Below are 16,963 nucleotides of genomic sequence, written 5' to 3' on the forward strand. Positions count from 1 at the left end.
TCCAGCTCTTCATGACCACGCTTAACGAATTTTCCCGCTGCGTCGCGCAGTACGATCCTCACGCGCTACCTGTTTCGGCCGCCCAGGCGATCGTCCGTCAGTGGGCCACGCCTGTCACCGCGGTTGAGCGTGTGCCCTTGCGCGACGCGCTCGATCGCGTGCTGGCCAACGACATCGTGTCGCCAATCGACGTCCCTTCGCACGACAACTCGGCCATGGACGGCTACGCGTTCAACCGCGCCGCCCTTGCGGCAGGCGCGTCCGAGCTGAACCTGACGATCGTCGGCAAAGCGCTGGCCGGCCATCCATTCATGGGACGCGCCGACGCAAAACAATGCGTGCGCGTCATGACAGGCGCCTCCATGCCGGCCGATTGCGACACCGTCGTGCCGCAAGAACTTGTCGAGCGCAGCGCCGATTCCAGCTCGATCCGCTTTGCCGCCAACGCGGTGCTGGGCGGCGCCAACCGGCGCCTGGCCGGTGAGGACCTCGCGCGCGGGCACGCCGCGCTGCGCGCCGGGCGCATCATGCGAGCATCGGACCTCGGTTTGCTGGCGTCGCTCGGCATCGGCGAAGTCCATGTAAGGCGGCGTTTGCGCGTCGCATTCATCTCGACCGGCGACGAACTGCGCTCGCTCGGCGAACCGCTCGACCCGGGCTGCGTGTACGACAGCAACCGCCACACGCTGTTTGCGATGCTCCGGCGCCTGAACGTGGAGGCACTCGATCTCGGCGTAGTGCGCGATCAGCCGGCTCCGCTCGAGGCCGCATTGCGCAGCGCGGCAGCCAGCGCCGACGTGGTGTTGACCTCCGGCGGCGTCTCGGTGGGCGAGGCGGATTTCACCAGGCAACTGCTTCAGACATTCGGCGACGTCGCGTTCTGGAGTCTCGCGATGCGTCCCGGCCGACCACTTGCTTTTGGCCGCGTGTGGTCTGGCGAGCGCCCGGGCGTCGGGCAACCCGCGTTATTCTTCGGCTTGCCGGGCAATCCGGTGGCCGTCATGGTGACGTTCTATCAGATCGTGCGCGAGGCGCTGCTGCTGATGGCCGGCGCGACGCCACAGCCGCTGCCGGTATTTCAGGCAACCAGCCGCCAGGCCATCCGCAAACGCGCCGGCCGCACTGAGTTTCAACGCGGTGTTGCCGGGCGGGATGCGCACGGTCAATGGCGCGTCACGCCCACGGGTTCGCAAAGCTCCGGCGTGCTGAGTTCGATGAGCGAAGCGAATTGTTTCATCGTACTCGGGCATGATGAAGCCGATATAGCCGAGGGCGAAAGCGTTCAGATCATGCTGTTCGACGGTCTCATCTGACGCATCACCCGACGCAGCATTGGACGCAGCATTGGACTCACCACCCACGCGTTACCCATCACCACCACGACTCACGGGTTTGACTTACATGAAAAAACAGATCTCGTTCATCGCACCGGGACAGACGGCAAAGGCGCTTATCCTCGTGTACCTGACATTCTCGGTGCCGATCGTGCTGCTCGGCGTACTGGTCGCGTTCGTGCGCTACGGCTCGGTGGAGTTGAGCACGGTGTTCAGCGCGTTGCTGCTGAACGCGATTCTCGGCTTCATCCTGTTGTGGATTGCATGCCATGCGTACAACTGGGTTGCCTCGCGCTTTGGCGGGATCGAAATCCAGCTGACCGACGCGCCGGAAGAAGCGTGATGACCGGCACGGCCGGCGCCTGAACCTGAGCCGACGGCGGTTCAGTTTCGAGTCGGGCCGCTCTCCCATCCGGACCACCAGGACCATCAGGACCACCCGGACCACCAGGCGCACCCGGCCCCACGCTATTGCTCGTCGGGGTCCACACCCGATAGCGCATCGCCGAGCACCCCACTCACCTCTTCTCCCGGCAATGCCTCGACGTCGCGCAGCTTCCGGTTCAACACACGCGTGCGCGTTTCAGCGGCTTCGATTGAGCGGGTGACGGTTTCCAGCTGCGCCTTGGTCCTCGCCAGCACGTCGCCGAATTTGCCGAATTCTGTCTTGACCGCGCCAAGCACTTGCCACACCTCGCTCGAGCGCCGCTCGATCGCGAGCGTGCGGAAACCCATCTGCAAACTGTTGAGCAAGGCGGTCAGCGTGGTCGGCCCGGCGATCGTCACGCGAAAATCGCGTTGCAGCATGTCCGTCAGGCCTGGCCGTCGCAGGATTTCGGCGTACAGGCCTTCGGTGGGCAGAAACAGCAATGCAAAATCGGTGGTGTGCGGCGGCGACACATACTTCTCTGCGATCGTGCGCGCCTCGGCACGAATGCGCGCCTCGAGCGAGCGCGACGCCTCTTCCACCGCAACCGGATCGGCGCGCTCCTGCGCTTCGATCAGGCGTTCGTAGTCTTCGCGTGGGAACTTGGCATCGATCGGCAGCCAGACCGGCGTGGCGGGGCCGCCCGGCTCCGCACGGCCCGGCAGTTTGATCGCGAACTCGACGCGGTCGGCGCTCTTCGGCACCGTCGCAACATTCTTTGCGTATTGGTCCGGCGTAAGCAGCTGTTCGAGCAACGCTTCGAGCTGCACCTCGCCCCACGTGCCGCGTGTCTTGACGTTGGTGAGCACCTTCTTGAGATCGCCGACACCCGCAGCCAGCGTCTGCATTTCGCCCAGACCCCGATGCACCTGCTCTAGCCGGTCGGACACCAGCTTGAACGATTCGCCCAGCCGTTGCTCCAGCGTGGCATGCAGTTTTTCGTCGACGGTGCGGCGCATTTCTTCGAGCCGGGTCGAGTTGTTCGCCTCGATATCCTTCAGACGCTGTTCGATTGTCGCGCGCACTTCGGCAAAGCGGCGATCGTTCGCCTCGGTGAGCTGGCCCAGTTGCAGGCTGAGCGTCTCTCCAAACTGTTTGAGGGTGCGCCCTTGTTCGTCACGCGCCTGTTGCGCCTGCTGCTGCAGGCTGTGACGCACCGCGTCGAGTTGCTGCGCAAAGCCGTCGATCTTGCCGCCCTGCACTGTTGTCATACTGGTGAACTGCGACGCCAGCGTCTGCTGAAAGTGCGAGAAGCCGCTGCTCAACTCGGTGCGCGACACGCGCGCCGTCTCGGTGATGTCATTGCGCAGTTGCCGTTCGAGCCGCTCGTAAGCGTGCGACTGCGCATCCGCGGCGGCGTCGATACGCTCGCTGAGGATCTGGAACTGCTCGCCTTCGTCAGCGCGGCTATTGCCGCGCACCAGCAAAGCCAACGCGATGACCAATGCGACCGCCAGCACCGCGACGGCCGCCACCAGAATCATTGTCATGAACGCGCCTTGCCGATGACCTCAGGATTGACCGGATTCGGCGGACGGCCCGCGCGCGGACCTTCACCGAGGGCGGCGATCAGGTTGTCCGCGGCAAGGTTCGCCATGGCGCGGCGCGTTGCCTCGGTTGCGCTGGCAATGTGCGGCGTGAGCACGACATTCGGCACTGTCAGAAGCGCCGGATTCAGATTCGGCTCGCCTTCGTAGACATCGAGACCGGCCGCGGCAATCTGCTTCGTGCGCAGCGCCTCGACGAGCGCCGCGTCGTCGACAATGCCGCCGCGCGCGATATTGGTCAGCGTAGCGGTCGGCTTCATCCGCGCGAATTCGGCCGCGCCTATGGTGTGATGGTTTTCCTGCGTATACGGCAAGACCAGCACCACGTGATCGGCGCGCCGCAACAGGTCCTGCTTCGACACGTATTCGGCATTCAACTCAGCTTCGATTTCCGCCGCGACGCGCGACCGGTTGTGATAGATCACCTGCATGTTGAAGCCCTTCGCGCGGCGCGCCAACGCCTGGCCGATCCGGCCCATGCCGATCACGCCAAGCGTCGCGCCGTACAGGTCGGAGCCGAGAAATGCGTCGTAAGCCCATTTCTGCCATTGGCCCGCGCGCAGCCAGTGTTCCGATTCGGCGATGCGGCGCGCCGCCGCCATCATCAGGGCCCAGCCAAAGTCGGCGGTCGATTCGTTCAGCACGTCAGGCGTGTTCGTGCCGAGCACGTTCGCCGCGTTGAACGCCGCCATGTCGAAGTTGTTGTAACCCACCGCCATGTTCGCCACTACACGCAAACGCGGCGCCGCCGCAAGCGCTGCTGCACCGATCGGGTCGCCGGCGGTCAGCGCGCCGTCCTTATCGGCGAGCCGTTTCATCAGTTCGTCGGCGGCCAGGACGTCGCCCTGGTTCCAGTCGACGTCGAAATATTGCTTCAGCCGTTCGATTACGTCTGGAAAGATCGGACGGGCGACGAGGATCTTCTGCATTGCAATTCTCCGAATAGCGCGTCGAGTTCAATGGCCTCGGCGTCAAAAATCAGCATCAAAAAAAGAGCCAGCCGGTGACGAGAAAAAGCGGCATCAGCACCACGACCGACCAACCGAGATACGCGAAAAAACTCGGCATGCGAACGCCGCGCGATTCCGCTATCGCTTTCACCATGAAGTTCGGCGCGTTGCCGATATACGTGTTCGCGCCCATGAATACCGCGCCGGCCGAGATCGCGGCGAGCGTGGTGGCGCCGGTGGTCATGAGGGCCTGCGCGTCGCCGCCGGCCAGGTTGAAAAACACCAGGTAGGTTGGCGCATTGTCGAGAAACGAAGATAACAGGCCGGTCGCCCAGAAGTACATCGCGTCGTGCGGTTGGCCCGAGGCGTCGTTGACAAGATGAACGATACCCGCGAACGCACCCGCCTCGCCGGCGCGCAGAATCATGATGACCGGCGCGATCGTCACGAAGATGCCGGCGAACAGTTTGGCGACCTCTTCAATCGGCGCCCAGTTGAAGTCATTACCCTCGCGCGCCGGGCGCGGCGTCAAGACCAGCGAAAGCAAGGTGACGCCGATCAGCGCGATATCGCGCACGGCATTCTGTAAGGCGACATGGGTGCCGAACACATCGAACTCGATACCCGGCTTCCAGAGCCCGCTCATCAGCACCAGCGCAATCACCGCGGCGAGCAGCAGAAAATTGACTTTACCCTCGACGCTAAAGGCCGGTGAATCGGGCGTGGGGTCGAGAGCACGAGGGCGCGCCTCCTCACGGCGATGAAAATAGTACGAGTCGAGCGCGAAAAAAACCACCAGCAGCACGCCACACACGAACAGCATCGGCAATGCGAGATGCGTGGTAGTCCAGAAGAAACTGACGCCTTGCAAGAAACCGAGAAAGAGCGGTGGGTCGCCGAGCGGCGAAAGCGAACCGCCCGCGTTCGCCACCAGAAAGATGAAGAACACAACGATATGCACGACATGCTTGCGATTGTCGTTGGCGCGCAGCAGCGGGCGGATCAATAGCATCGCAGCGCCGGTCGTGCCCATGATGCTCGCCAATAGCGTGCCGAACGCAATAATCGCGGTGTTAAGGCGCGGCGTGCCGTGCAGATTGCTACGCACGCAGATGCCGCCGGCCACCGTGTAAAGCGCGGTCAGCAAGACAATGAACGGAATGTATTCCTCAAGCAGTGCATGCACCAGCGTGCCGAAGGCGACGCCCGTACCGAATGTCAGCGCGAACGGCACCAGAAACAGGAGCGCCCACGCTGCCGCGATCTTGCCGAAATGGTGATGCCAGAACGCCGGCGCGATCAGCGGAAACACCGCGATCGACAGCAATACGCCCGCAAACGGCAAGCCCCATAGCGCCGGCAAGGTCGCGCCGTCGAGCGTTGCCGCCGACGCCAGTTCGGGCCAGACCGCGAGCGTCAGTGCAGCGGCAAGCGCCATGCTCGCCCATCCGGCATGTCGTTTCATATTATTGAAGTCCTTGTTATTGCGGGCGACAGCACACGCAAAGTCGCGCGGCGCAAGAGGCAGACGCCTGCCCAACTCACGCGCCAAGTACGAGGATCACGTGCACCCGATACGGTCCATGCGCGCCAAGCACGATGGTCTGTTCGATATCGCCGGTGCGCGACGGCCCGGAAACGAAATTGACCGCACGCGGAAGCTCGCCGCGCTCGCTGCGGATCAGGCCGAACGCTTCTTCATGTCCTGCAACGATCCGCGAAGCCGGCACAATCGCAATATGCGTTTCCGGCAGCAAGCCCGCGGACGCGTAAGTTTCCGGTCCGGACAACAACACGAGCGTGCCGGTCTCCGCCGTTGCGCAGAAGCAGCCGGTGAAGCCAACCACGTCGCCGTCTACCGGCTTGCGGAATTCGACCGTGAGGCCGGCTGCGGCCCATGGCAGATCTTGCAGCGTTTGCCAGGCAATCGCCTGCACGGGTAAAGCGTGTTGAGTGAGGTAGCGATGCGCGGCGGCGGGCACGTCGCCCAGCGATTCGACCGTATCGACCGTGGTCGCCATTTTCTGCGCTTCTTCAATGAAGCGCGCGGTCAGCTCGGCCGGGATTGGCGGACGCGGGCCAGCGGGATGGCGCGCCAGATAGTCCGCGGCAGCCTCGCGCTCGGATGCGGCCGGCTCAGGCTCGCGCCCTTGCGCTGCGCGGATACGCGCCAGAATGTTGCGGCGGGCAATCGATGTATCCATATGCGAAATCCTCGTGTCGACAGCCGTGCGATATGACGAGGATTATACCGGCCGCCCCGCGCGCGAACACCCTGGCCGAACGGCCATGCGACGCGCATCTGAGGCGCTACTTTGCGGCCTCTTCGTCGGGTTGCGCAATGCCGAACACCTGCCGCAAATAGGCGAGATACGCCTTGTCTTCGCACATGTTTTTGCCCGGCGAATCCGACAGTTTCGCCACCGGCTGCCCGTTGCAACGAACCATCTTGATGACGATCTGCAGCGGGTTGTAGCCGAGATCGTTTGTCAGATTGGTTCCTACGCCGAATGCCAGCTTGCAGCGGCCACGGAAACGCTCGTACAGTTGCAACACCTTGGGGATGTCGAGCGCGTCGGAGAACACAAGGACCTTGGTGCGCGGGTCGCAGCGGTTCGCTTCGTAGTGTTTGAGCAGACGCTCGCCCCAGTCGAACGGATCGCCGGAATCATGGCGCGCGCCATCGAACAGCTTGCAGAAGTACATGTCGAAGTCGCGCAGGAAGGCTTCCATGCCATACACGTCGGACAGCGCAATACCGAGGTCGCCGCGATATTCCTTCGCCCACATTTCGAAGCCGAAGATCTGCGAATCACGCAGCCGCGGCCCAAGTGCCTGACACGCCTGCAGGTATTCATGCGCCATCGTGCCGAGCGGCGTGAGGCTGTGCTTCATGGCATAAAAGACGTTGCTGGTGCCGGCAAATTGCTCGCCCAGTCCGTCTTTGAGCGTGAGAATGACCTCTTCGTGCCACTGCTTCGAGAAGCGGCGGCGGGTGCCGTAGTCGGCGATCTTGCAGTCGGCGAATTCCGGGCGCGCGCCCAGCAGCTTGATCTTCTCGACGAGGCGGCCGCGCCCTTCGCTGTAGTCCGGGCTTTGCTGGGTATTGCGGAAGTAGACCTCGTTGACGATCGCAAGCATCGGGATCTCGAACAGGATCGTATGCAGCCATGGCCCCTTGATCTCGATGTCGATTTCGCCATTGCCCTTGGGCGACGGCTCGATCGAGATGTATTTCTCGCTCAGATGGAACAGCGCGAGAAATTCGATGAAATCGCCCTTGATGAAACGCATGCGCCGCAGGTAGTCGAGCTCGTCGTCGGTGAAGCGCAGCTCGCACAGCTTGCGCACTTCATCGCGAATCTCGCCAATGTACGGCACGAGATCGACATTGGGCGTGCGGCAGCGGAATCGGTACGCCACGTTCGCCGCGGGAAAGTGATGCAACACCACTTGCATCATCGTGAACTTGTACAGATCGGTGTCGAGCAGCGAAGTAATAATCATGATGGCGCGAACTGGACTGCAGGAAAAACGGAAGGCCTGACACGGAAGGCCCGACTCACCCATGCGCGTGCGACGCGCCCCGTGCGCGCCGACCTGACGCATGTTACCCGAATGCGCGCGGCTTCAGCGCGCCGCCGGCCGCCTGCGTCGTGGGCCATAAACTAATCACGAAAACATATAAACCGGGCGGGCCGCCACAACACGCGGCTCTTGACGCTACGTTACAATAGCGCTTTTGGCGTTTTCGCCTTCCCAGATACCGCATGCAGGAGCTGCCTGAATGACTCACGTTGTGACCGAAAGCTGCATCAAGTGCCGCTATACCGACTGTGTCGATGTGTGCCCGGTGGACTGCTTTCGCGAAGGTCCCAACTTCCTCGCGATCGACCCCGATGAATGCATCGACTGCGCTGTGTGCGTCGCCGAATGCCCGGTGAACGCCATCTATGCCGAAGAAGACGTGCCGGGCGACCAGCAGCATTTCACCGAACTGAATGCCGATCTGGCGAAGAACTGGCCCAGCATCACCAAGACCAAGGCGCCGCTGCCGGAAGCCGACGAATTCAAGGACGTGAAGGAAAAGCTGGCCCTGCTCGCTCGCTGAAGCGGCGCGGCCTGGGTACCGGCGTTGCATTCGGATTAAATAGAGATGCACGAGGGGTATTGACAGGCGGTTGACCTCCTCCTACAATTTCGCTTCTCTGCTGTTGTTGTTCTGTTCCTCGATAGCTCAGTTGGTAGAGCGCCGGACTGTTAATCCGTAGGTCCCTGGTTCGAGCCCAGGTCGAGGAGCCAAGAATTGCAAAAGCCCGTTAACCAAGACGGGCTTTTTTATGTAGATCAAGTTGTACTGCTGTTCCTCGATAGCTCAGTCGGTAGAGCGCCGGACTGTTAATCCGTAGGTCCCTGGTTCGAGCCCAGGTCGAGGAGCCAAAATTTGAAAGGCCCGCATCCGTGCGGGCCTTTTTGTTTTGGCGACGCCATTCCGATAACGGCGTAATCACGCTTTCCGTCACGGCGAGCGTATGCAACGCGTCATTCATCCCGGTGAGGTCGATCGGACCTACGGCGGCAAGTCTGCTCATCCTCAAACACCTGTCGTCGCAACGCACCTGGCAAGGTCTACCTGCGCAAGCATGAGTAGGGATTATCTGACTACTTTCAGAATCCTCTGATGGCTCGCGGCTCCCCACCGCCAGACAATGTCCACACCAAAATCCCTCCCGGAACGCCGTCTCGTGCCGCTGAGGGACGCCTCAAGATTAAAAGGTTCGAATCATGTCTCAGCCTCTATCTCGTGGCTTCAGGAAAGCGTTGCTCGTTGCCATAGCGTGCACATCGGCATATGCATTTGCACGAGATAACGATTGCTCCGGCCCGATGCCTCTTACCATCAACCTTCCAGCCGTTAGCGTTCCCGCTAACCTCCCTGCTGGACAACCTATCCCAGGGGCGAGCGCGGCCTTTGCGATTCCGGTGACCTGCACAGTAAACCCAGGCGTCAATTGGAATATCACGACCAACCCTGCCGCAGCAATCACCTTGGTCCCAAGTTATTCGGACGTCTACACCACCAGCGGAATGGGAGCCGGCGTGGGATTCCGAATGCGCAACGCTGCAGGCAACGTCATGGTGCCGATCTATTACCAGGGCACGACTGGCACGTATGACATGGGACCTTCGCAGATAGGCTCAAACGTGTTGCAGGGTCGTTTCGAGCTGGTCAAGACCGGCACGGCAACCCCAGGCTCGTTCGGATTCTCTGCTTGGGCCCATGCCCCCTACAGGGAATGGGCTAATGGGTCAGGAGGGCCCAGTACCATCAACTTCAAATACACGATCCTTAACAACTCAGTCCCCAGTTGCTCGGTCACCACGACAAACATCGCCGTTGCGCTGCCCACCGTATCAGGCTCCGCTTTTCAAGGTGTCGGCACGTACGCGGGCACGACCATGCTGAATCTGGGACTTCAATGCGATGCCAATGCCAAACCCGCCATTAGCCTGATGGACGCCACGACGCCGTCGAACCAGACCAACGCGTTGACGCTGGCCTCGGGCTCCTCCGCGGCAGGCCTTGGCGTCCAGTTGCTGTATCAGATGACGCCGATTTCTTTTGGCCCCGCAAACTACACTTACACTACCAGCAACACGCCGAGTACCAGCAACGTTTCACTCGGCACGCGCTCGGGAACCCAAAACGTCCCTCTGATGGCGCGTTACATCCAGACAGGCGCGGTGTTAACGCCCGGCACCCTCACGGCCCTGGCGACCTTCACGATGAATTACAACTAAGCGCGAAGCCCGTACCTACGGCGGCCCGCACAATCCCCCTCGCCAGGTTGCCCCTGTGCCATAAGTCAAACCGAAAGCAGAGCCAGGGACATGGATTTTTCCAAACCAATAACGCGAAATGCGCAAATAATTAAGTCGCGGCCAGCGCTCATCCAAAAAATAAAGCGCTAGCCGATATAGCATGGGAGTTTTTGGGCGATCCCATGAAATCCACCCTGTTAATGCGTGTCTCGCTCGCGACTGCCGCCAGCGTCCTGCTGCTGCCTTGCGCACACAGCGAAGAAGTCGGCAGCGTCAATACCAACTTCCGCATCACAGGCTCTGACCGTGTGGTCGTTGAAGCCTATGACGATCCGCTTGTCCAAGGCGTGACCTGCTACGTGTCGCGGGCGCGCACCGGCGGCGTCAAGGGCACACTCGGCATTGCCGAAGATCCGACCGAAGCGTCGATCGCCTGCCGTCAGGTTGGCGCGATCAATTTCACCGGACCGGTGAAGAAGCAGGCCGACGTGTTCTCCGTGAGCATGTCGCTGATCTTCAAATCGCTGCATGTGGTGCGGGTGGTCGACGCAAAGCGCAACACGCTGGTGTACATGACCTACAGCGACCGCGTCGTCAGCGGCAGCGCGAAAAACAGCGTGAGCGCCGTGCCAGTGCCGGCCGGCACGACGATCCCGGTCAAGTGATCATCGCCCTACGGCAAAACGCACCGGCCAAAGGCATGAACGGTAGGAGTAACGGCACCGGAAGCAGCGACAGCGCGTTACACTGACCAGCCATGCCGGAGCGCCAGACCGCCAGACTTTCATCATGACTGCCCATCGCTTCCAGGATTCCGCCCGCTATTGGCGTACGCCACTTTTACCCGGCGCGGACCTGCTCACGGCCGAATATCACGACCATGAGTTCACGCCGCATTGGCACGACGCCTACACGATTCCGGTGATCGTCGCGGGCGCGGAGGGCTATCGGTATCGCGGCTCGGACTACGTCGCTGAAGCGGGCAGCGTGCCGATCATCAATCCCGGCGAGCTGCACACGGGCTCCAGGGCCGTCGAGGCAGGCTGGCGGTATCGCGTGATGTACGCGCCGGTGGATTTCATCCACGAACTCGCCAATGAGATCGTCGGCAAGCCGCGGGCATTACCGTGGTTCGCGCCGGGCGTGATCCGCGATCCCGATCTGGCGCGGCGACTGGCGCACGCGCACCGTCTGCTGGAAGCCGGCGACGATCCTCTCGCCGCCGAGGCTGCCATGCTCGACGCGTTGTCCACCTTGCTGGCCCGCTATTCGCAGACGCAACCGGAACCGTCGCGCCTGGCTACTGACGACGCCCGCGTCGCGACCATGCAAGAGCGCCTGACTGGCGATCTGGCCGAAGCGGTCACGCTGGCCGATGTCGCGCGGGCAGCGGGGCTGTCGCCCTTTCACGCCGCTCGTCTTTTCAACCAGGCTACCGGCCTACCGCCGCACGCGTGGCGCAACCAGGTACGCCTGCAACGCTCGCTCGCACCATTGCGCGCGGGTGTCTCCGTGACAGATGTCGCCGCTGCAAGCGGTTTCACGGATCAAAGTCATTTCACGCGACATTTCCGACGCATGTTCGGCGTGCCGCCGGGACGCTGGCAAGGCAGTCCGCGAGCCATTTGACGATATCGGCTGAGCTATGCGCATCTTGCGGGCCGTCGGCCAGTATCTTGCCGTGTTCAAAGCTCGTCAGCGTGCTGTGACTTTCACACAGTCCCTTCCAATCGGTGAGGCCCTCCGTCCCCCTCGCGCATGGGAACCATCCGGTTAGCCAGGAACCGTCCTCCGCAGCGCCCCGCGCATCACAGCAAGAATGTACAAGCCGCGCCGATCGCCGCCCGCTATGCTTCCCGGAATCAAGGAGGCAAGCTTGACCCACCCCAACCCCGGCCGGCCCTCGAGCCCAGGCCACTTAAAAGAATTCACCGCCGGCGCGCGCGACATCATCCCGATGATGGTCGGCGCGGCGCCCTTCGGCGTGATCTTCGGCACCCTGGTTGCGTCCGGCCCGCTGCATCTGTGGCACGGGCAGCTCATGTCGCTCCTCGTGTTCGCCGGTTCAGCGCAATTCATCGCCTTGGGACTGATCGCCGGCCACGCGAGTTTTGCCGTGATCTGGGCGACCACCCTCGTCGTCAACCTGCGTCACGTGCTGTACAGCGCGACCCTCGCGCCGCATGTCGCGCACCTGTCGGCACGTTGGCGCTGGGCGCTCGGCGCGTTACTCACCGATGAAGTCTTCGCGGTCGCCTGGGAGCACTACCGGCATCGGGAGCCCGGCACGGTCAGCCCGCACTACTTCTTCGGCGCGGGCCTTGCCATGTACCTGAACTGGCAGATCTGGACCGTCGCCGGCCTGCTGTTCGGCGCCGCTTTTCCGGGTCTGCAGTCGCTAGGACTCGATTTCGCGATGGTCGCCACCTTCATTGCGATCGTCGTGCCGCAACTCGTCGCGCTGCGCTATATCGCGGCGGCCGTCACCGCGGGTGCGCTGGCGTTCTTCTGGCAGGCGTGGCCGTACAAGCTCGGCCTGCTCGGCGCGGTGTTCGCCGGCGTCGCAGTCGGTGTCTTGCTGTCAGTGCCGCGCCTGCGGCCAGGCACGCGGCGCGATCAAAAAACCGCGCAAAAACCCGCGCACAAATCTGCTCAGGAGAGCGGGCATAAAACCGCGGGGGCGTCACGATGAACTATGTCGTCCTGATTCTCGGCATGGCGGCAATCACGTGGATCATCCGCGCCGCCGTCTTCGTGCTCGGCGACCGGCTGGTGTTTCCGCCGCTCGTGCGCACCGCGCTCGGCTTCGTGCCCGTTACCGTGCTGACCGCAATCATCGTGCCGATGGCGGTCTCGCCGCACGGCACCCACGCTGAATTGACCTGGCGCAACCCGCAACTGGTCGGAGCGTTGGCCGCCGTCGCGGTCAGCGCGCTGACGCGGCGGCCACTTCTGACCATCGCAGTCGGTCTGGCGGTCTTTTTTGTCTGGCAATGCGTCGTGCTCAAATAAGAAAAAACGGCGTATTTCCTGTGCGGCCACTGCCGGACGCGTAGCGTGGCCGCGCTGACTCCCCCCTCTAAACCACCGCCAATCTCCCGCGTGCCCTTAAGTTTCCGTTGAATCCGCCGATATGAAGTCGAGGTCCGCTCGTCGGGATACGTCCCGCTGGTTATGCGGCAACAAGCAGGAATCAACCGCGCCGGCATGGGCGTCGCGTCACACACGGTCCGTGTACCAACGGACGACACGACAATGCCGCGCGGCAGGACCAAACGGGATAACACATGGGTCAAATCACCCTCACGCTCAAAGACGAGACCATCGCGACACTGCGCAAGGATTTCGACGCTTTTCTGCGGGTATCGCTGAAGCTCGATCCGCAGTTCGCGACGCCGTCGTTTGAGGATTTTTTGCGCGCCAAGCTGCTGGACAACATGGTTCCGCTGACCGAACACGCCGTTCAGCGGATGCTGCAGGGTGGCCAATACGCGTGGGCCAAACGTACGCTGGACAAGGAATTCCCGGACGTGGTGGCGATTCTGATGCGCCAGGCGGGCGAGTTCGGCTTCGGCTTTGCCGCACGTTCGGAATGGACGCCTGAAGAGCTCGCCAAGCAGTGCCGCGACTGGGCGGCGGCCATCGTCAAGGAAGCGGAAGGCGATGCGGTGCTGGTCGATCCGCTCGCGGCGCAGATCAAGAGCGCCGCGCAGGACATCCAGGCGCTCGAGGAAATCATGCAAACGCCGGCCTGGCGGCTGGTGGAATCGTTGCGACAACGCGTGTACGAAGCCAAAGTGGCGTGCGAAACCGGCGTGGGCAGCACGGCGCGCGAAAAACTCGGCGAACTGCGCGGGCTCCTGCGCCTGGGCATTTCGCACGGCTCGTTCCAGAAGCAGGAAGCGCAGCAGATCATGGAATACCTGCGCTTGCTGAAGCCGGAAATTTTCGTGGAAGAGCCGTATGACGTGTTCTCGCGGCTCGCTGCGTGGCTACGTAATTTCTTCGTGCCGCCGCGCCCGGTGCCGCAACAGCAGCAGCAACGGCACTCGCGCTAACCGCCGCTGGCAGCCCCCGAGGGGCGGTTGCCGCGGTGGCGAGTGTGGCCTGCTAACATTCCAGCCGCATTCCAACCCGCCGCCGCGCCCTCAGTCCCACATCTTCCTGAGCTTCGCCCCAATCTCGATCTTCGCCTGCGCCGCTGCGGCGAGCCCGGCCGCGCTGGGCGCGCTCGCCACCGGCACGCGCGGCCACGCATAAGCGTCGAACAAGGGCATCAGATGCGCCGGAATAAAGCGCGTACGCGATGCCCACACGTGACGGTCGCCCATGTGGGTCTGGTTGTGCACGTAAAAACGTTGCGGCACGACAATATGCAGATCCTCCTTCGCGCGCGTCATAGCCACGTATAACAGCCGCCGCTCCTCGTCGATTTCCGCTTCGCTGCCGGTGCCGAGGTCGGACGGGATGCAACCGTCCACGCCGTTCAGCACGAACACATTGCGCCACTCCTGCCCTTTCGCCGAATGGATCGTGGACAGGATCAGGTAGTCCTCGTCGATCAGAGGCACGCCGGATTCGTCGCTGGTGGCATCGGGCGGGTCGAGCGTCAGTTCTGTCAGGAAGCGCTCGCGCGACGCATACGTGCCGGCGATGCTTTCCATCTGCAGTACGTCCGCATGACGGATTGCCGCGTCTTCGTGATTGCGCTCGAGATGCGGCTCGTACCAGCGCCGCACCATCTCGAACTCGGCCGGCCAGGGCGTTTGCCGGCCGTACACGCTCGACATCAGTCTGACGAACGGATGCCAGTCTTCCTGTGCGCGTGCGGGCGGCGCGAACGCCGCCAGCGCGCCACCGGCAGTGTCGGCCGGATTGCCGGCGCCCGCGCGGGCCACGACCTCGTCGAGCACCTTTGCCGCGGTTGCTGGACCGACACCCGGCAACAGTTGCACCACCCGAAAACCGGCGACGCGGTCGCGCGGATTCTCCGCCCAGCGCAGCACTGCAAGCACGTCCTTGACATGCACCGAGTCGAGAAATTTCAGGCCGCCGAATTTCACGAACGGAATATTGCGCCGGGTCAGCTCGATTTCGAGCGCGGCGCTATGGTGCGCGGCCCGAAACAGCACCGCCTGCGATTTGAGCTTCATACCCTGTTCGCGCGCTTCGAGCACCTGTTCGACGATGTAGCGGGCCTGATCCGCTTCATCGGCGACTGTCACGAGGCGTGGGCGCTGCGCCGATGCCTTATCGGTCCACAGGTTCTTCGTGTAGCGCTCGCTGGCGAGTTCGATCACCGCGTTCGAGGCGGCGAGAATCGGCCCGGTTGAGCGGTAGTTACGCTCGAGCGTGACCTGTTTGGCCGGCGGATTGAAATGCGCCGGGAAATCCAGAATATTGCGCACCGTCGCGCCACGAAACGAATAGATCGACTGGGCGTCGTCGCCGACCACGGTCAGGCCGCGGCCGTCCGGCTTCAGTGCGAGCAGGATCGACGCCTGCAGGCGGTTAGTGTCCTGATATTCATCGACCAGCACATGATCGAAGCGCGCCGACAGATCGGCCGCGATCGCAGGCTCGGCGGCCATATGCGACCAGTAAAGCAGCAGATCGTCGTAGTCGAGCACGCTCTGCTTCTGCTTGGCCTCCACATACGCCGCGAATAGCATGCGCAGATCGGCCTCCCACTCGCGGCACCACGGGAACGCGCCGTTGAGCACGTCGGCCAGCGCCGCGCCCGTGTTCACCGCGCGCGAATAGATCGCGAAACAGGTGCTCTTGGCCGGAAAGCGCCGCTCTTTCGCCGACAAACCGAGTTCGTGCCGAACCAGATTCATCAGGTCGGCCGAATCTTCGCGGTCGTTGATCGTGAACGCCGGCGCGAGACCGATCAGATCCGCGTACTCCCGCAGGAGCCGCGCGCCGACACTGTGGAAAGTGCCTGACCACGTCAGCCCCTGGGCCAGCGCCGCCCGCGTGCCGAGCGCCGCGGCGGCGATACGCGTCACACGACGGGTCATTTCCAGCGCCGCGCGGCGCGAAAACGTCAACAGCAGGATGCGGCGCGGGTCGGCGCCCTGCACCACCAGATTGGCGACCCGATGCGCCAGCGTATTGGTCTTGCCCGAGCCGGCTCCCGCGATCACCAGCAGCGCGCCAGGCGGCTCCAGGGGCTTGTCGGCGCCATATTCGACGGCTTCACGCTGCGCGTCATTGAGCTTCGCCAGCCAGGCGGCGGTATCGAACGGCGGCGGAGATTCGGCGACGGAGAGCACAGTGGATTGACGTCAGATAGAGTTGGAAGCAGGCGACGCATACTGTATATCCATACAACCATCGCCGACAAGCGCCCCATTTTTGGCACCGCGCCGTCATTCCTCCCGTCATTCGCATGCGCCGGGCCGACGAAAAAAAATAGCCCGGCGCGTGTGCACGCCGGGCTATTTTTCACGAAGCATGAAAGCAGGCCGCTTGCGCGCCCTGCTTCCGTCCTGGGGCTACTGTTTCTTCGCGTCCTTCAGATTGGCGTCGGCGTTCGCCTTGTCGGCGTCGGCCTGGGCGTCGGTTTTCTTCTTATCGGCCTTGGCTTGCGCGACGGCAGCCTTCTTGTTCGCATTCGCCTGTTCCTTGGCCGCCTTCTTGTCGGCATGGGTCACGGGCGCCGCGGCCGGATCGCTGGTCTGCGCGAACGCGACCGACGACAGACAGCCGACCATCAACGCAGCGTAAATCCTGGTCATCATTAGTTTATGGGTGCTCATACGATACCTCCGTGAAACGGGATACTGCCTACGAGCCGGCGTGCAAGGCGGCAAAACGCGCCGCGCGCAATGCCGGCTGGAACCACCGATGAAACCGGTCGAACCGGGCCGGACGGTG

At 62.8% G+C, this 16,963-nt stretch carries 16 protein-coding genes and 2 tRNA genes; 11 read left to right on the forward strand and 7 right to left on the reverse strand.

The features are described from left to right. The first annotated feature begins 11 nt into the window (after nucleotides 1-11). Together moeA and PQR27_RS15375 are read left to right on the forward strand one after the other, a co-directional pair. Nucleotides 12-1,313 (forward strand): molybdopterin molybdotransferase MoeA, encoded by a 1,302-nt coding sequence (gene moeA, locus PQR27_RS15370; RefSeq protein ID WP_408524456.1) that lies wholly within the window; start codon nucleotides 12-14, stop codon nucleotides 1,311-1,313. 88 nt (nucleotides 1,314-1,401) lie between these two features. After that, entirely contained in the window at nucleotides 1,402-1,677 is a 276-nt protein-coding gene (locus tag PQR27_RS15375; protein WP_006053283.1) for a hypothetical protein, read from the forward strand. A gap of 125 nt (nucleotides 1,678-1,802) precedes the next feature. Here the strand turns inward: PQR27_RS15375 and PQR27_RS15380 are convergent, their stop codons facing one another. The 5 genes from PQR27_RS15380 to pncB form a co-directional block, all read right to left on the reverse strand. Beyond that, nucleotides 1,803-3,251 carry a DNA recombination protein RmuC gene (locus PQR27_RS15380; protein ID WP_408524457.1) on the reverse strand — a complete coding sequence of 483 codons (1,449 nt, stop codon included), beginning with the start codon at nucleotides 3,249-3,251 and terminating at the stop codon, nucleotides 1,803-1,805. Further along, nucleotides 3,248-4,237, reverse strand: coding sequence for a 2-hydroxyacid dehydrogenase (locus PQR27_RS15385; protein WP_408524458.1), 990 nt, complete (start codon nucleotides 4,235-4,237; stop codon nucleotides 3,248-3,250). Before PQR27_RS15385 ends, PQR27_RS15380 begins: the two co-directional genes overlap by 4 nt. Nucleotides 4,238-4,292: 55 nt before the next feature. Further along, nucleotides 4,293-5,723: a sodium:proton antiporter gene (locus PQR27_RS15390; protein ID WP_408524459.1), complete on the reverse strand. Its 1,431-nt coding sequence runs from the start codon at nucleotides 5,721-5,723 to the stop codon at nucleotides 4,293-4,295. A gap of 76 nt (nucleotides 5,724-5,799) precedes the next feature. Then, nucleotides 5,800-6,462 (reverse strand): LutC/YkgG family protein, encoded by a 663-nt coding sequence (locus PQR27_RS15395; protein ID WP_408524460.1) that lies wholly within the window; start codon nucleotides 6,460-6,462, stop codon nucleotides 5,800-5,802. A gap of 106 nt (nucleotides 6,463-6,568) precedes the next feature. Beyond that, nucleotides 6,569-7,765: a nicotinate phosphoribosyltransferase gene (pncB, locus tag PQR27_RS15400; protein WP_408524461.1), complete on the reverse strand. Its 1,197-nt coding sequence runs from the start codon at nucleotides 7,763-7,765 to the stop codon at nucleotides 6,569-6,571. Between the two features lie 280 nt (nucleotides 7,766-8,045). Here pncB and fdxA point away from each other — a divergent pair, with 280 nt between their 5' ends. From fdxA to PQR27_RS15445, 9 genes are all read left to right on the forward strand, one after another. After that, nucleotides 8,046-8,369 (forward strand): ferredoxin FdxA, encoded by a 324-nt coding sequence (fdxA, locus tag PQR27_RS15405; RefSeq protein ID WP_325047648.1) that lies wholly within the window; start codon nucleotides 8,046-8,048, stop codon nucleotides 8,367-8,369. A gap of 115 nt (nucleotides 8,370-8,484) precedes the next feature. Further along, nucleotides 8,485-8,560: transfer RNA gene (locus PQR27_RS15410), tRNA-Asn, on the forward strand. A 62-nt stretch (nucleotides 8,561-8,622) separates the two neighbouring features. Continuing rightward, nucleotides 8,623-8,698: transfer RNA gene (locus PQR27_RS15415), tRNA-Asn, on the forward strand. A 543-nt stretch (nucleotides 8,699-9,241) separates the two neighbouring features. Beyond that, nucleotides 9,242-10,060 carry a fimbrial protein gene (locus PQR27_RS15420; protein ID WP_408524462.1) on the forward strand — a complete coding sequence of 273 codons (819 nt, stop codon included), beginning with the start codon at nucleotides 9,242-9,244 and terminating at the stop codon, nucleotides 10,058-10,060. Nucleotides 10,061-10,263: 203 nt separating this feature from the next. Continuing rightward, the gene (locus tag PQR27_RS15425) at nucleotides 10,264-10,746 is read left to right on the forward strand and encodes a CreA family protein (protein WP_408524463.1); all 483 of its coding nucleotides are present in this window, start codon (nucleotides 10,264-10,266) and stop codon (nucleotides 10,744-10,746) included. Nucleotides 10,747-10,870: 124 nt separating this feature from the next. Beyond that, nucleotides 10,871-11,710 (forward strand): helix-turn-helix transcriptional regulator, encoded by an 840-nt coding sequence (locus PQR27_RS15430; protein ID WP_408524464.1) that lies wholly within the window; start codon nucleotides 10,871-10,873, stop codon nucleotides 11,708-11,710. A gap of 220 nt (nucleotides 11,711-11,930) precedes the next feature. Next, nucleotides 11,931-12,773: an AzlC family ABC transporter permease gene (locus PQR27_RS15435; protein WP_408524465.1), complete on the forward strand. Its 843-nt coding sequence runs from the start codon at nucleotides 11,931-11,933 to the stop codon at nucleotides 12,771-12,773. After that, nucleotides 12,770-13,093 carry a branched-chain amino acid transport AzlD family protein gene (locus tag PQR27_RS15440; protein ID WP_408524466.1) on the forward strand — a complete coding sequence of 108 codons (324 nt, stop codon included), beginning with the start codon at nucleotides 12,770-12,772 and terminating at the stop codon, nucleotides 13,091-13,093. Before PQR27_RS15435 ends, PQR27_RS15440 begins: the two co-directional genes overlap by 4 nt. Before the next feature lie 275 nt (nucleotides 13,094-13,368). After that, the gene (locus PQR27_RS15445) at nucleotides 13,369-14,139 is read left to right on the forward strand and encodes a DUF4088 family protein (RefSeq protein WP_408524467.1); all 771 of its coding nucleotides are present in this window, start codon (nucleotides 13,369-13,371) and stop codon (nucleotides 14,137-14,139) included. A gap of 90 nt (nucleotides 14,140-14,229) precedes the next feature. On the opposite strand, the gene PQR27_RS15450 is transcribed toward PQR27_RS15445, so the two are convergent. Together PQR27_RS15450 and PQR27_RS15455 are read right to left on the reverse strand one after the other, a co-directional pair. Beyond that, entirely contained in the window at nucleotides 14,230-16,359 is a 2,130-nt protein-coding gene (locus tag PQR27_RS15450) for an ATP-dependent helicase (protein WP_408524468.1), read from the reverse strand. 222 nt (nucleotides 16,360-16,581) lie between these two features. After that, a complete protein-coding gene (locus PQR27_RS15455; protein WP_408524469.1) occupies nucleotides 16,582-16,845 on the reverse strand; it encodes a hypothetical protein in 264 nt (87 codons plus the stop codon). Nucleotides 16,846-16,963: the final 118 nt, after the last annotated feature.

Origin of the sequence: Paraburkholderia fungorum, from assembly GCF_046027215.1 — a bacterium.
Lineage (GTDB): Bacteria > Pseudomonadota > Gammaproteobacteria > Burkholderiales > Burkholderiaceae > Paraburkholderia > Paraburkholderia fungorum_D.

Bases quoted from the DNA above. Each gene is read 5' to 3' on its own strand.
- PQR27_RS15375 (WP_006053283.1), top strand. From the start codon at position 1,402: ATGAAAAAACAGATCTCGTTCATCGCACCGGGACAGACGGCAAAGGCG.
- fdxA (WP_325047648.1), top strand. From the start codon at position 8,046: ATGACTCACGTTGTGACCGAAAGCTGCATCAAGTGCCGCTATACCGAC.
- PQR27_RS15435 (WP_408524465.1), top strand. From the start codon at position 11,931: ATGCTTCCCGGAATCAAGGAGGCAAGCTTGACCCACCCCAACCCCGGC.
- pncB (WP_408524461.1), bottom strand. From the start codon at position 7,765: ATGATTATTACTTCGCTGCTCGACACCGATCTGTACAAGTTCACGATG.
- PQR27_RS15385 (WP_408524458.1), bottom strand. From the start codon at position 4,237: ATGCAGAAGATCCTCGTCGCCCGTCCGATCTTTCCAGACGTAATCGAA.
- PQR27_RS15440 (WP_408524466.1), top strand. From the start codon at position 12,770: ATGAACTATGTCGTCCTGATTCTCGGCATGGCGGCAATCACGTGGATC.
- PQR27_RS15430 (WP_408524464.1), top strand. From the start codon at position 10,871: ATGACTGCCCATCGCTTCCAGGATTCCGCCCGCTATTGGCGTACGCCA.
- PQR27_RS15395 (WP_408524460.1), bottom strand. From the start codon at position 6,462: ATGGATACATCGATTGCCCGCCGCAACATTCTGGCGCGTATCCGCGCA.
- PQR27_RS15380 (WP_408524457.1), bottom strand. From the start codon at position 3,251: ATGACAATGATTCTGGTGGCGGCCGTCGCGGTGCTGGCGGTCGCATTG.
- PQR27_RS15445 (WP_408524467.1), top strand. From the start codon at position 13,369: ATGGGTCAAATCACCCTCACGCTCAAAGACGAGACCATCGCGACACTG.
- PQR27_RS15425 (WP_408524463.1), top strand. From the start codon at position 10,264: ATGAAATCCACCCTGTTAATGCGTGTCTCGCTCGCGACTGCCGCCAGC.
- moeA (WP_408524456.1), top strand. From the start codon at position 12: ATGACCACGCTTAACGAATTTTCCCGCTGCGTCGCGCAGTACGATCCT.
- PQR27_RS15455 (WP_408524469.1), bottom strand. From the start codon at position 16,845: ATGAGCACCCATAAACTAATGATGACCAGGATTTACGCTGCGTTGATG.
- PQR27_RS15390 (WP_408524459.1), bottom strand. From the start codon at position 5,723: ATGAAACGACATGCCGGATGGGCGAGCATGGCGCTTGCCGCTGCACTG.